Annotated in this window: 6 protein-coding genes; 1 reads left to right on the forward strand and 5 read right to left on the reverse strand. The window is 71.8% G+C overall.

Annotation, left to right across the window (positions count from 1 at the left end):
* Window positions 1-21 precede the first annotated feature (21 nt).
* The 5 genes from I004_RS37680 to I004_RS37685 form a co-directional block, all read right to left on the reverse strand.
* Entirely contained in the window at window positions 22-3,777 is a 3,756-nt protein-coding gene (locus I004_RS37680; protein WP_051345356.1) for a type I polyketide synthase, read from the reverse strand.
* The gene (locus I004_RS0123565) at window positions 3,774-8,975 is read right to left on the reverse strand and encodes a non-ribosomal peptide synthetase (RefSeq protein ID WP_028437523.1); all 5,202 of its coding nucleotides are present in this window, start codon (window positions 8,973-8,975) and stop codon (window positions 3,774-3,776) included. The genes I004_RS37680 and I004_RS0123565 overlap by 4 nt, the downstream gene beginning before the upstream one ends.
* A 194-nt stretch (window positions 8,976-9,169) precedes the next feature.
* Window positions 9,170-11,617, reverse strand: a complete 2,448-nt coding sequence (locus I004_RS35645; protein WP_051345357.1) for a SpoIIE family protein phosphatase — start codon at window positions 11,615-11,617, stop codon at window positions 9,170-9,172.
* Between the two features lie 163 nt (window positions 11,618-11,780).
* On the reverse strand, window positions 11,781-13,013 hold the full coding sequence (locus I004_RS0123575) for a pyridoxal phosphate-dependent aminotransferase (protein WP_486580183.1): 1,233 nt from the start codon (window positions 13,011-13,013) through the stop codon (window positions 11,781-11,783).
* A 288-nt stretch (window positions 13,014-13,301) separates the two neighbouring features.
* Window positions 13,302-13,796, reverse strand: coding sequence for a CHRD domain-containing protein (locus I004_RS37685; RefSeq protein ID WP_051345358.1), 495 nt, complete (start codon window positions 13,794-13,796; stop codon window positions 13,302-13,304).
* A 330-nt stretch (window positions 13,797-14,126) separates the two neighbouring features.
* Between I004_RS37685 and I004_RS0123585 the strand changes: the two genes are divergently transcribed.
* Window positions 14,127-14,411: a hypothetical protein gene (locus I004_RS0123585; protein ID WP_037977551.1), complete on the forward strand. Its 285-nt coding sequence runs from the start codon at window positions 14,127-14,129 to the stop codon at window positions 14,409-14,411.
* The last annotated feature ends 177 nt before the right edge of the window (window positions 14,412-14,588 follow it).

Below are 14,588 nucleotides of genomic sequence, written 5' to 3' on the forward strand. Positions count from 1 at the left end.
TCCGGGGCGCCCGTCGCTGTCTCAGGCGTTCCGCAGCGCGTTCCTCACCTGCGTGATCATGGGAGTGAGGACGCGGCGGCCGCCGATCTCGTGGAACTCCGGGTCGTGGTCCTCGATGGCCCGCTCGACCGAGCGGCCCCACAGGACCGGGTGGTCGATCTGGGCGACGAGCTCCTCGGCGACACCGTCCGCGGAGTGCGGCCGTGCCGTCGTATTGGCGATGACCGGGACGGACGGCGGCGCCCAGCCGGACGCGGTCCTCTCCAGCACGGTGCGGAACTCGCGCGCGGCCGGACGCATCAGCCGCGAGTGGAAGGGTCCGCCGACGTCGAGCCTGCGCACCGAGCGGGCACCCCTGCCGAGCAGCACGGACGGCAGGTCGTCGAGCTCCTCGTCCGGTCCCGCGAGGGTGTGCAGACGGGGTGCGTTGGCTGCGGCGAGATCCACCCCTGCCGGTTCCCGCGCGTCGAGGACCGCCCGGATCTCCTCCTCCGCGAGACCGCTGACGGCGATCATTCCGCCGCCGGTGACGCGTGACATGGCCGCGCCGCGCTCCGCGGCGAGCCGCAGGCCCTCGGCGAACGAGAAGACCCCTGCGGCCTCCAGCGCGTTGTACTCGCCCAGGCTGTGCCCCAGTACGACGGCCGGCTGATCCGTGTTCTCCTCCCGGTGCTGCCGCAGCGCCAGCGCGCCCACGGTGTAGAGCGCCGGCTGGGTGTACGCGGTGTCCTTGAGCGGGCGCCGCGGATCCCCGGCGCACAGCTCCGCGATCGAGTACCCGAGAACCTCGTCCGCCTCGGCCGTCAACTCGGGGTAGCGGGCGAAGAGTTCACGTCCCATTCCCTCGAACTGGCTGCCCTGGCCGGGGAAGAGCAGCGCTGAGCGGCGTTGCTGCCCGCCGCCGGGCGCCGGGGTGCGTCCCGTCCGGCCCGCGCCGAGCGCCTGGTCGTAGGCGTACGCCAGCTTCGGCAGCCGGGGCGCGTCGAACATGCTGAAGTGGTGACCGGAGACGGGCGTCGCCTTCAGCTCGCCGGTGAGCAGATGCCGCCAGTCCTCGATCGTGCAGTCGGCGGCGGGCGTATCGGCCGCCGCGCTCAACAGCCCGTCCGGGAGGGGCTGTTCGGCCGTGAAGAGGTGTACGGGACCGTTGTAGCGGCGTGGCCGGTACGCGGCCAGGGCCCGGTCGCACACGCGCCACACCTCGTACATGGTGCGCAGTTCGCGGACGGTGGCCTCGCTCCAGCCCGACGGGCGCACCGACTCGATGGCCTCGTCGGCCGTGCGCGGCGGGGGGCCCGGCTCGGGGGCGGGAAGACCGAACATCAGGCGCAGCAGCCGGGGATAGAGATCGAGGAACTCCTGCTCGCTCAGTTCGCGGTCGCCCGGCTGCGGTGGCGGGGTGTCCCACATCAGCACCCGCTCGACCTCCTCGCCCGCCTCCGTGAGCAGTTGGGCGGCCTCCAGCGCGACCGCCCCGCCCAGCGAGTAGCCGCCGACGCGGTACGGGCCGTGCCCCTGCACCCGGCGTATGAGGCGGACGTAGTGCCGTGCCATGCGCGGGACGGTGGTCAGCGTGCCGGCGAGCGCGGACGGGTAGCCGATGCCGTACACGGGGCTCGCGTCCCCGCTGTGCGCGGCGAGTGCCTGGGCGAAGGAGACCGAGCCGCCCGAGGGATGGATCAGGAACACCGGGGTGTCCTTCCCGGAGCGGTCGGGGCGGCCCTCCTTGATCAGCACCATCGTGTCGCCGGCGTCGCCGTCCTCGTCGTGCGGCGCCGCGTACCACTCGGCCACCCGGCGGGGTGTGCCCAGCCTCGTGAACTCCTCCAGTGTCAGGTCGGCGCCCAACTGCCCGCGCAGCGCGTCGACGAGGCCGATGGCGTGCAGCGAGTCACCGCCGAGCGTGAAGTAGTCGTCGTCCGGGCCGGCCGAGGCGATGCCCAGGTGAGCCCGGAAGATCCCGGTGGCGGCCTCCAGCGGACCGGTCGCCTCTTCCGTGCCGGTACGATCCCGCTCCTCCCCGCGGCTCTCCGGCTGCCGGTCCTCGGGCTCCGGTTCGATCCAGTGGCGGGTGCGCCGCAGACGCAGTCCCGGCAGCCGTATCTTCCGTGCTTCGAGGGCGTCGCCCGTCGGCAGGGCGTTCGGGTCCGCGTCCCCCTGCGCGCCCCGTTCCCCCCGCGTCGCTGTCCCGCCGAGGTTGCTCTCACTCACCGCCCGCAGTTCTGCTTTCGCCTGTTCCAGGTCTCCGGCGGTCACGGTGGTGCGGCGCTTCAAGGGAAGCCGGCCGTGGGCCAGCGTGTACGCGAGATCGTCGAGCCGTGTCTGCGGATTCCGGTCCAGGTGGGCGAGCAGGTCGCTCGCGGTGTCGCGGAGGCGGTCCGCGTCGGGCGCCGACAGCAGCAGCACATGGCCGTGGTCACCGGAGTCCGGCCGAGGAGCCGCACGGGGCGGGGGTACCGGTGCCCTCTCCAGCACGCAGTGTGCGTTCGTGCCGCCGATGCCGAGGGAGGTGACCGCGGCCGCGTCGATGGACCGCTCGGGCCGGGTCAGTCGGCGGTGGACCACGAACGGCGTCTCCGGCAGCCGCAGTTCGGGGTTGGGCTCGGTGAAGTTGACCTGCGGCGGGACCGTCTGGTGGTGAAGCACGAGAGCTGTCTTGATGAGTCCGGTGACGCCTGCGGCCGCGTCGAGGTGCCCGATGTTCGCCTTGATGCTGCCCAGCGCGCACTCGCCGGGCGGGTCGCCCGTGCTCTCGTACGCGAGCTGAAGGGCCGCCACCTCGATGGGATCGCCGAGGTAGGTGCCCGTGCCGTGCGCCTCGACGAAGCCGACCGCCGAGGCGGGAACACCGGAGACGTCCAGGCAGGCGCGGACGACCTCGTCCTGGCCCATCGCGCCCGGCGCGCTGTAACCCGCCTTCGCCGAGCCGTCGTTGTTGACGGCGGTACCGGCGACGACGGCGTGTATGTGGTCCCGGTCGGCGAGCGCGTCGTCCAGACGTTTCAGTACGACCACTCCGCAGCCGCTGCCCCGCACCATGCCGGAGGCGGCGGCGTCGAAGGGACGGCAGTGGCCGTCGCGTGCGAACGTGCCGCCCGCCTGATGGCGGTAGCCCACGGTCTGCGGCGTGAACACGCTGACCCCGCCCGCAACCGCCACGTCGCACCGCCCGGACCGCAGTGCCGCGCACGCCTGGTCGACGGCCACGAGGGAGCTCGAGCAGGCCGACTGCACGGTGACGCTCGGGCCCCGCAGATTCAGCGCGTAGGACACGCGGGTCGCCAGGAAGTCCTTGTCGTTGCCGAGCAGGACGGGATAGGTGAACGCCTGGTCGCGGTGTTCCGCCGAGCGCAGGACGTTGTGGAGCAGGTACGAGCTGAGACTGGCGCTGCCGAAGACGCCGATGCGTCCGCCGTGTGCGGTCGGCGGCGTGCCCGCGTCCTCCAGCCCCGCCCACACGCATTCGAGGAAGATCCGGTGCTGCGGGTCCATGAGCCGGGCCTCGGCCGGGGTGATCCCGAAGAACTCCGCGTCGAACTCCTCGATGCCCGGCAGGTCGGCGCCGAAGGGCACGTAGTCCGGGTCGTCCGACTGGCTGTCGGGGACGCCGGCAGCGCGGAGTTCGGCGTCCGAGAAGCGGCGCACGGCCTCGGTGCCCGACGAGAGCATCGACCAGAGTGCGTCGATGTCAGCAGCGCCGGGGAAGCGGCCCGCCATGCCCACGATCGCCGTTCGTGCACTTCCCGTGCCCGGCGTCGTCGAGGTGCCGGTGTTCAACTCCCCTCACCCGCCTTCTCCTCCATGCACAGCCTGTGGACATGGGCGGCGTACGCGCGGACCGTGGGATGGCTGAAGACGTCGACCATGCGGAGCCGCGCCAGCCCGAAGCGCTCGGCCACCTGCTGGTGGATGAGCGTGACGTGCAGGGACGCGCCGCCGATGTCGAAGAGACGCTCGTCGGGGTCGAGGGAGTCGACCGTGATGACGTCCTGCCAGATCGCGGTGATCTGCTTCCGCACCGACGCCGGATCGGGCACCGCGGCCCCCGGCTCGGCCGTCGGCGCCTCAGCCTCCGTGCCTGGCTCCGGGGTCTCCGGCCCCGCTTCCGGGGCTCCTTCGCCGACCGCCTGCGGCTCGCCCTGCTGACCACCCGCGTCCTGCGCACCGCCCGCGGCAGGCGGGACGGGCAGCGCCGTACGGTCGATCTTGCCGCCCTCGGTGAGCGGGAAGCGGTCCAGGGGCGTGAGCACGCGCGGCACCATGTACGCGGGGAGCCTGGCGGCGGCCACGTCGGTCAGCTCCCGGGGAGAGACCTGCCGACCGGGGGCGGTCGTGTAGTACGCGGCCAGATAGGGGCTGCCGGGCCGGTCCTCGCGCCTGGTGACGACCGCGTGCGTGACGTGCGGGTGCGTGCGCAGGGCGGCCTCGATGTCGCCGGGCTCCACGCGGAAGCCGTACAGCTTGATCTGCTCGTCGGCGCGGCCCACGTAGTCGATGGTGCCGTCGGGCTGCCAGCGGGTGAGGTCTCCGGTCGCGTAGAGCCGTTCACCCTGGGGTCCGAACGGATCGTCGGTGAAGCGTTCGGCGGTCAGCTCCGGGCTGCCCAGGTAACCCTGGGCGAGTCCGGGCCCGCCCAGGTGGAGTTCGCCCACGACGCCGACCGGCACCGGCTGCCGGTGCCCGTCGAGGATGCGGACCCGGGTGTTGGGGGTGGGGCGGCCGATCGGCACCGGCGCTGTGACCGCGTCCGGGGAGTTCATGACGTGGTACGTGGCGTAGGTCGTGGCCTCGGTCGGCCCGTACGCGTCGATCAGCCGCATTCCCGGCGCCGCTTCGAGCGCGGCCGCGGCGAGCGCGGGATTGAGCACCTCGCCGCCCACCACGAGGGTGTCGAGACCGGACAGCGAGGAGGGGGCCGCCTCCGCCTGACGATGGAAGAGCGCCGTGGGCATGTCGGCGTGCGTGACCTCGTGCCGCTCCATGTGGGAGGTCAGCCCGTCCGGGGTGACCACGCCCGACGGCGGCAGGACGAGCCGCCCGCCGTTGCCCAGCGTGCCCCACATGTCGAACGTGACGAGGTCGAAGGAGAGGGACGCCACGAGCAGCAGCCGCGTCCCGGTGCCGAGTCCGGCCCAGCGCGGTGCGCCGAGCGCGAGGTCGACGACGGCGCCGTGCGGGATCTGGACGCCCTTGGGCTTCCCGGTGGAGCCCGACGTGTAGATGACGTACGCGACGTCCTCGCCCGTGATGGCGACGGCGGGAGGGCGGGACGGGCCGGCGGCGATCGCCGCCCGGTCCTCGTCGAGGAGTTCCTCGGTGAGAGTGACGACGAGATCCGCGTCCTCGGCCATGAACGAGAGCCGGTGCTCGGGATAGGCCGGGTCGAGGGGCACGTACGCGCCGCCGGTCTTGAGGACGGCGAGGAAGGAGACGACCGCGTCGCTGCCGCGTGGCAGGCAGACGCCCACCCGTGAGCCGGGCTCGGCACCCCGCTCGGCGAGATAGTGGGCCAACTGGTCCGAGCGGCACACGAGTTCCCGGTAGGTGAGCTCCTCCTCGTCCGTCACCAGCGCGACGGCGTCGGGCGTGGACTCCGCCCAGTGGTCGACCAGTTCGTGTACGCAGACAGCTGCGCCGGCCGTGCCATGCGGGGCCGCTTGCGGTGGTCCGCCCGCGAACGGGCCGAGGATCTGCGCCTGTTCGGCCCCCGTCAGCATCGTCAGCTCCTGCACGGGCAGGTCCGGCTCCGCGGTCGCCGACTCCAGGATCGTCCGGAAGTGACCGAGCAGGCGCTCGACGGTCGCCGCCCGGAACAGGTCGGTGCTGTACTCCGCCGTCAGGCGCAGGCCGCCCCGGGCGTCCGGGATCAGGTTGACGGTGAGGTCGAACTTGGCGATGCCCGTGTCGTAGTACTCGAAGGCCGACTCGATCCCGGCGAACGTCATCTCGTGCCGGTAGATGTCCTCGGGGACCAGGCACACCTGGAGATACGGGTTCTCCACCCCGGAGCTCCGGTGCAGATCCTCCAACAGCAGCCCGTAGGGCGCCTGTTGGCGGGCGTAGGCACCGGTGACCGTCTGACGGGTGCGGGTCAGCAGCTGCCGGAACGAGGGAGCGCCGTCCAGATCGGCCCGGAGCGGCAGCATGTTGAGGTAGTAGCCGACGGCTCCGGCCGTCCGTATCCGGTCGCGGCCGGAGAAGGGCGTGCCGACGGCCACGTCGTCGGTGCCGCAGTACCGGGAGAGCAGCACGTGGAGGGCCGCCAGGAACGCGCTGTAGCGGGTGGCTCCGGCGGACCGGGCCAACTCCTCGACGTCTTCGACCAGTTCGCGCGGCAGGTGGCTGCGCACGAGCGCCCCGTTCCCCGAAGCCGTCTCCGGGCGCGGGAAGTCGGTGGGCAGATCCATCCTGTCCGGCAGGCCCGCGAGCTGCTCCCGCCAGTACGCCACGTCCTCGTCCACGTGGCCGCCGGTGACCATCTCGTGCTGCCACAGGGCGAATTCGGCGTACTGGCCCTCGGGCGGGCCGAGGCCGTCCATGGAACCGGTCGTGTACTGCGTGTACAGCGTGGAGAGTTCGTCGAAGAGGATGTCCGCCGACGCACCGTCGAACGCGCTGTGGTGCAGGGTCAGCACCAGCAGGTGCTCCTCGTCGCCGCACCGCACCAGGTGCGCGCGCAGGTGCCGGCCGCGGGAGAGCTCGAACGGTCTGTGCACCGAGTCCCGTACGGCCTGCCGCAGCCCGGCGTCCCGGTCCGGGTCCGCCACGTCGCTCAGATCCTCGGTGGTCAGTTCCACGGGTTCCGCCGGGCGGACGATCTGCCGCAGCGCGCCGTCGCTCATGACGAGGTCGGTACGCAGGGCTTCATGCCGCTCGACGACGGTGTCGAGCGCGTAGGAGAGCGCGTCGCGGTCGAGGGGACCGCGCAGGCGCAGCGCGAGGGGTTCGTTGTAGACGGGGCTGCCGGGGTGCAGCGCGTCGTGGAACCAGAGGCCGCGCTGTCCGTACGTCGCCGGGACGGGTTCGCCGGGTTGTGCGGCCCGTATCTGCGGAGGCTCGGCCGGGGCAGGCCCTGTCACGGCGCTCGGCGGCGACGTCTCGGAGAGCGCCCTGCTCACCACTTCCTGGAGGTCGCCGAGGTCGTCCGTCAGCAGGATGTCGAGCACCGGCACCGGCCTGCCCAGGCGTTCGGTGAGGGCGGCCGCCATCCGGCCCGCGGCGAGCGAGTCCCCGCCGTTCGCCAGGAAGGAGAGCCGGGGGTCCGCGGCACCGGACGTGCCGCCCAGCACCTCGTTCCACAGGCTCACCAGTTCGGGCTCGATCCAGGTGTCCTGGGGGTGCTCGCCGGCCGCCGGAGCCAGGTCCGGGATGTGGGTGTCGGCGGCGAGGGCCGCCCTGTCGATCTTGCCGTGCTCGGTCAGCGGGAACCGCTCGCGCACGACGATCCGGTGGGGCACCGCATACCAGGGCAGCCGCTCGAGCAGCTGCTTGCGCACGCGTGCCAGGTCGAGCGACTGGCCGGCCGGGCCGGGTGCGGGGACGACGTACGCGACGAGTTGATCGGCGCCGGAAGTGCCGTTGGTGCCGCGGCGGGTTCCGTCAGCGCCTGCTGCGGTGGCCCCGGACGCCGGTCGCTTGAGCACGACGGCCTGCGCGAGACCGGGCTGGTCGAGCAGCGCGTGCTCCACGTCCCCCGGCTCGACCCGGTGACCGCGGATCTTGATCATGTGGTCGACCCGGCCGAGGAAGGTGTGCACGCCGTCGCCGTCCACCCGGACGATGTCACCGGTGCGGTAGTAGGTTCCTTGCGTGCCGTCCTCCGCCGTACGCGTGTAGAAGGCGGGCCGGTCTCCGTCCTGCGGATGTATGTAGCGACCGACTCCCACGCCGCCGATGTGCAGTTCTCCTCGCGCGCCCTCGGCGCCGTCCGCGGGCTCCGTTCCGTCCGTCCCCGCGGCTGCCCGGGCCGCCGTCCCGTCCGGTTCCGCCTCCAGCGGCTCGACGAGCAGGTCGGTGGCGCGGATCGCGGTGCCGATGGGCGTGCGTTCCGGCCCCTCGTCGGCCTCCGTCACCTCGTACATCGACACGCACACCGATGCCTCGGTGGGGCCGTAACCGTTGATCAGGGTGAGTCCGGGCAGCGCCCGCTTGATCTCGCCGAGCAGGCCCCGGGGTATGGGCTCGACGGCGACGATGATCCGCTCCAGCGACCGCAGATCGAGCCCGGACCGTAGCCCCTCCGCCAGGGCCGGGAGAAAGGCCGCGGGGACGTACGCGTGCCCTATGTGCTCGTCGGCCAGCCACTGCGAGAACTCCGCGGGGTGCCAGCGGCGGTTGTCCGGTGTGACGACGAGTTCGCCACCGGTGGTCAGCGACGTCCACGTCTCCAGGACGGCCGCGTCGAACCCCGGGCTCGCGCACGTGCTGTACCGGGTGCGGGGTGCGAGTTCGCGCCTGGCCACGCACTCGTCCAGGAGATTCAGGATGCCCTCGTGCCGGATGACGATCCCCTTGGGACTGCCCGTCGACCCGGACGTGTAGATCACGTAGGCGTCGTCGGACGTCACCCGTGCCGAATCCCCCCACGCCCCGGCGGAGACGTGCGAGTGCGGGTCCGGTCCGCCGATCACGGCGGCCGGTGCGGCGTCGGCGAGGATGCTGTCGATGCGCTGCCGGGGATAGGACAGATCGACCGGCAGATACGGCTTGCCACAGCGCATCGCGGCGAGGGCGGCGCTCACCTGGTCCGGGCCGGGTTCGATGAGTACGGCGACGGGACCGGGCCGGTCCTCCACGAGTGGGCCCAGCTGCCGGGCGAGTGCGCGGGAGGAATCACTGAGTGTCCGGTACGTCGCCTCGGCCGGGCCGGACCGAACGGCAGTGGCCGACGGGTCACGCTCCGCGGCTGCGTCGAAGCGGCGCAGCAGGGTGTCCGTGTCCGACTGTGTCCTGGGGGTAACTGCCTGCTGTGTCATGGCGGATGCTCGCAGGGTCGGCGTATTTCACCCTGGCCGCGCGGCCCCCGAGTTCCGATCGGACCGGTCACGATCGGACGTCTGCGGTCCGGTCCCGGTCCCTGGCGCCAGGTTCGTGCACTCACGTACCTCCAGCATATGCGCCGACGCGCGGAGGTACCGCTCAACTTCGGTACGGGATACGGCTCCCGTGGTCAGCCGTTGATCGGCAGCTCGAACCAGACCACCTTGCCGGAGGTCACGGACCGCGCCCCCCACTTCCCGGCGAGCTCATTGACCAGCACCAGTCCCCGTCCCCACTGGCCGTCGGAGGTCAGCTCGGTGCGGTGCGGCAGACGCTCGTCGGCGTCGGAGACCTCCACCACCAGGCTTCCGCCCTTGGCCATCTGGATCCCGACGTCTCCCCGTCCGTGCCGGAACGCGTTCGTGACCAGCTCGTTCGCCAGCAGCCGTGTCGTGTCCCGCAGCTCTTCGAGGCCCCAGTCGACCAGCGTCCGGTCTATGAGCCGTCGGGCACGGGACGCCATGGCGGCCTCGGGCGGGAGGGTCCAGCGGACGCTGCGGTGTCCGGGCATGGGCGTCGCCCGTGCCATGAGGACCACGAGGTCGTCGCCCGCCGACCAGGGTGCGAGCTTGCCGACCACGTTGTCGCACCAGTCCTGCACCGAGAGGACGGACGGCCCAGGCGCGGCCAGCGCCGACCTGAGGGTCTCGATGCCTTCGTCGATGTCCTTGCCCCGCTGTTCGATCAGACCGTCCGTGTAGAGCGCCAGCGTGCCGCCCTCGGGCAGCACCAGGTCGGTGACCGGGTAGTCGGGTTTCCCGAGCCCGATGCCGAGCGGCACCCCGGGCTCCACGGGGATCAGCCCGGTGGAGCTGTCCCGGTGCCGCAGCATCGGCGGCGGGTGGCCCGCGCTCGCGATGCTGCACTCCCGGGTCACGGTGTTGTACACGGCGTACACGCATGTGGCGTGCTGCATCGCGGGGCTGATCTCCACGATGTTGTCGAGCCGTGTCAGCAGGTCGACCGGCTCCAGGTCGAGTCTCGCGAGCGTGTGCATCGCGGTGCGGAGCTGGCCCATGCCGGCCGCCGCGTGGATGTCGTGGCCCATCATGTCGCCGACGACCAGCGCGACGCGGTGGCCCGAGAGCGGGATGACGTCGAACCAGTCCCCGCCGACGTCGGCGGAACGGCTCGTGGACCAGTAGTGGTAGCCGATCTCCAGGCCCTGACGTGCGGGTATGTCCTTCTCGCCCGGGAGCATGTTGCGCTGGAGCGCGAGCGCGGTCCGGCGCTCGTCGTCGTACATCCGGGCGTTGTCCAGATTCAGCGCGGTGCGCGCCGCGAGCTCTTCGGCGACCCGCCTGTCGTCCTCGTCGAGGGGGTCGCGCTCCGAGGACCGGCCGAAGGTCACGAGGCCGAGGCACCGGCCGCGGGCCACCAGCGGTGTCATCACCACCGACCCCGGGCCGATCTCCCGGAGGCTCGGCAGGGCTTCCTCGGAGGAGAGGGCGGCGGCCTGCTTTCCCTGCAGCTTCTCGGCGTGCCAGGAGAGCCCGGAGAACAGGCTCGTGTGCGCGTGCGACCCCACCGGGTGCACATGCCGTCCGCCGGATATGGCGGAGCGCGGCAGGCCCGAGGGGTCCTCCGGCGTGGCGCGCCCGGCGAGCAGGACGGTGGTCACCGGCTTGCCGGCGTCGGCGAACGCGCTGCCGTCGAGGAAATCGGTGCGTATCTCGACCGTGGCGACGTCGGCGAAGTCCGGCACGACGAATTCGGTCAGTTCACGGGCGGTCTTCGTCATGTCCAGGGTGGTGCCGACCTTGTTGCCCGCCTGGTTCACGATGTCGAGCCGCTGGCGCACGGCGGACGCCTCCAGCAGGGCGGTCTGCCGCTGCGTGACGTCGACGATCAGACCGCCCAGGCCCAGTACGCGGCCGTCCCGGGAGGTCAGACGGAAGAACGTCACCGACCAGACGTGGTCACGGTCCCGGTGGCCCTCCGTACGGCCGGATATCAGGACGTTGTGCAGCGGTTCGCCCGTCTCCAGGACCTTGCGCAGGTGCTTGTCGTACTCGCCCCGGTCCGCGGGCCGGACGATCTCGCTCACGCTGCGGCCGACGTGCTCCTCCGCGGGGATGCCGTTGAAGTCGGCCAGCACGTCGTTGACCATGACGTACCGCAGATCCGTGTCGAGGATCCCCATGCCGTGCGGGGAGGTCTGGACGAAGGCGTCCATGAAGTCCGGACGCTCGCCGTTCGGGAGCCACGCTACGGCGCCCCCCTCGGCCTCTCCTTGGCCGTTGTGCTGTGCGAGGTCGCTGACCTCGCACAGCAAGCCGGTGGCGGACTTTCCCCCCGGCTCGCCCATCGGGTCGCCCTGCCTCAGCGGCGAGCAGGTCAGCAGCACGTCCTGATGCGCACCGTCACCGAACGTCATGGGCACGACCCGGCTGTAGTCCTTACCGGTCGCGGCGCGCCTCTTGGCCTCGGCCAGCGCGCTCAGCGCGGTCTCCGCGAAGAGCACGCGGCAGTGGCGGCCGAGCACGGTGGCGGTCGACCTGCCGAACCATGCGGCGGCAGCGGGGCTCCACGACGTCACGTGCGCCGCGTGATCCAGCGTGAACGAGGCTCTAGGCATGTTCTTCCATGACGGTGGTGGACGAATTGCCCGTTTTTGTAGTGTATGGGGCGAATCACACTCCCGCCCGGCGGTCAGGTCGACGCCGGACCGCTCGGGCTTCCGCCCCCGAGATCAACCGTGAACCCCGTGACGAGCAGCTGCGGGGACAGGGAGGGCGCCCTCAGCCGGGCGCACCCTTCAGCCGCCTGACGGCGTCCGCCAGCACCTCCTGCTGCTTGCAGAAGGCGAAGCGGACGAAGGGGGCGCCCGCCGCCTCGTGGTCGTAGAAGACCTGCGTCGGCACGGCCACGACGCCGCAGCGCTCGGGCAGCGCGAGGCAGAAATCGATGCCGGAGCTCACACCCAGGGGGCGGATGTCGGTTGTGACGAAGTAGGTGCCGGGTGCGCGGAAGACGCCGAACCCGGCCTCGGCGAGGCCTTCGGAGAGCAGGTCACGCTGGGCCCGCAGGTTCTCACGCAGCTGCGTGTAGTAGCTGTCGGGAAGGGCGAGGGCCTCGGCGACCGCGTACTGGAACGGCCCCGCCGAGACGTATGTGAGGAACTGCTTCGCGGAACGCACCGCGCTCACCAGCTCCGGCGTCGACGTCACCCAGCCGACCTTCCAGCCCGTGAAGGAGAAGGTCTTGCCGGCCGAGCTGATCGTGACGGTGCGCTCGCGCATGCCGGGGAACGACGCCAGCGGGATGTGCTCGCCCTCGTAGACGAGGTGCTCGTAGACCTCGTCGGTGACCGCCAACAGGCCCCGCTCGACGCAGAGCTCCGCGATCGCGGCCAGCTCGTCGCGGCTGAGCACGGTGCCGGTGGGGTTGTGCGGGGTGTTGAGCAGGATCAGGCGCGTGCGGTCGGTGACGGCGTCGCGCAGCTCGTCCAGGTCGAGCCGGAAGGTGCCCTCCCCCTGTGCGCCGCTCTCCGAGGGGGACGGCCGCAGCGTCACCGGGACACGGGTGCCGCCGGCCATGGCGATGGCGGCGGCGTAGGAGTCGTAGTAGGGCTCCAGTGCGATGACCTCGTCGCCGGGCTCGAGGAGTGCGAGCAGCGCCGCGGTGATGGCCTCGGTGGCGCCGGCGGTGACCAGAACCTCGGTCTCCGGGTCGGGGTCGAGGCCCAACTGCCCGTACCAGCGCCGCTGGTGGGCCGCGACGGCCGTGCGCAGCTCAGGGATGCCGGGGCCGGGCGGGTACTGGTTCCCGCGTCCGTCGCGGAGCGCCCGTACGGCGGCTTCGCGCACCGCTTCGGGGCCGTCGGTGTCGGGGAAGCCCTGTCCCAGGTTGATCGCGCCGGTGCGGACGGCGAGAGCGGACATCTCCGCGAAGATCGTGGTGCCGAACTCCGCGAGGCGCCGGTTGAGCAGCGGGCGACCCGGGACTCCCTGATCAGCTGTCATGGCGGTCATCCTGAGGGAAGCGTCCGCGTTCCTCAACTCCCCGTCCGAAGCGCAGGGCGTCCGCTGCGCCACGACCGGTGGCGCCCGCGCTGAGTCTCGCCGGCCGACCGGCCGGGTCTCCCTCTTCGCGGTGATCACGGCACCGGTGCTCACCTGCGATGTGAGGACCATCTCCAGCTCCCGGCAGTTGGAAGGTCACCCGATGCCGCCGCGCCCGACTGCCGTGGCGGGACGCTCGGCCCCCGCGGTGCCGCGAGGATCCGTCGCGGCACCGCGGGGGTCGGGGCGTGTGAACCGTCAGAGCTGGCCGCGGATGGCTCCGGGGGGGAACTCCGCGTTGTGGACGTTGGCGTAGAAGAAGAACGGGTTCTGCTTGATGCCTTCCAGCTCCCAGTAGGTCAGTACGGTCGTTTGGTTGGCCGGGGTCTGCGTGCGCTGCGCGCGGATGCAGCCGCGGGACGTGCCGTCCGCGGGCGGCGTGTTCAGGGTGACGATGACCGGGCCCGCTTCGCCGCTCTGCCCGATGTGGATGTGGGCGGCGGTGGGAGCGGCGATGTCGTTGACGCTGAGCTTGTAGCAGAGCTTGCCGTGCGAGATGCGGTACACGAACCGGCCGGTGCCGTCGGGGTCACCCGGGCCGGGGACCTCCTGTGCACCGTCGAGCAGCACGACGTGCTTCTTGCCGTGACCGGCGGGGTCGGCCTGGGGGGCGGCGGTGGCGGTGCCGGCCGTTGAGGCCAACAGGGCGGCGGCGGCGAGCGCGGCCGCGGCAGCGGTGGTGGATACGCGCATGCGAATGCTCCTCTTCTCTCCGGGCACAAGGAGTGCCGGATCAAGCACACTCCGTACATGGCGGTCGTGGATGACGCTATGCACGGCCCGGGGCATCCGCATTCTCACCGGGCATTCGGCGCACGGGGGCACATCCTGACGGGGGCCTGAGCCGGGCCCGGGTCCGAACCTCTCGTCTTGCTCAACTGTGCTTTGAGGTGCAGAACTCGGGGGCAGGAGCGCCACACACACCGGCAAGGTGCCGGCGGGCTCGGGCGTCCGGGGGACGGCCCGAGCCCGGGTGCAGAGCAGTGCGAGGCGGCACTGCGGAGAGATATGGGGGACCCGCCGATGATCAACTTCGTAGAAGTCGTCGTGTTCGTCGTGTTCGTCGTCATCGTCATAGGGATCGTCGCGACCTTCTCGAGGAGGTCCTCGGGAGGCGGACGCAAGCGCCGCGGAGGCTACTCCGGCGGCGCGGCCGGGGGTGGCGGCTGGTGGGCCGGAGGCGGCCACGGCGGCGGTTCGTCCTGCGGCGGCGGTTCGTCGTGCGGTGGGGGCTCGTCCTGTGGCGGGGGCTCCTCCTGCGGTGGGGGCGGCGGCGGAGGTGGCGGCTGCGGAGGCGGCGGCGCCTGACCGTCCACGCGAGCGCTCCGCAGCCCGGCTCGCCCTACCGGGAATCCGTCCCTCCGTCGAGCGTCCGGCAGTTGAACATCTGAACTGCCTGGCCCCCGGGGGGATGGAAACCCGGAGAATTTGGGCGATAGAGCTGTGGTGGTACACATTTCATGATTCGGTGATTCTGTATCCCCG

The organism is Streptomyces sp. TAA486 (assembly GCF_000426165.1).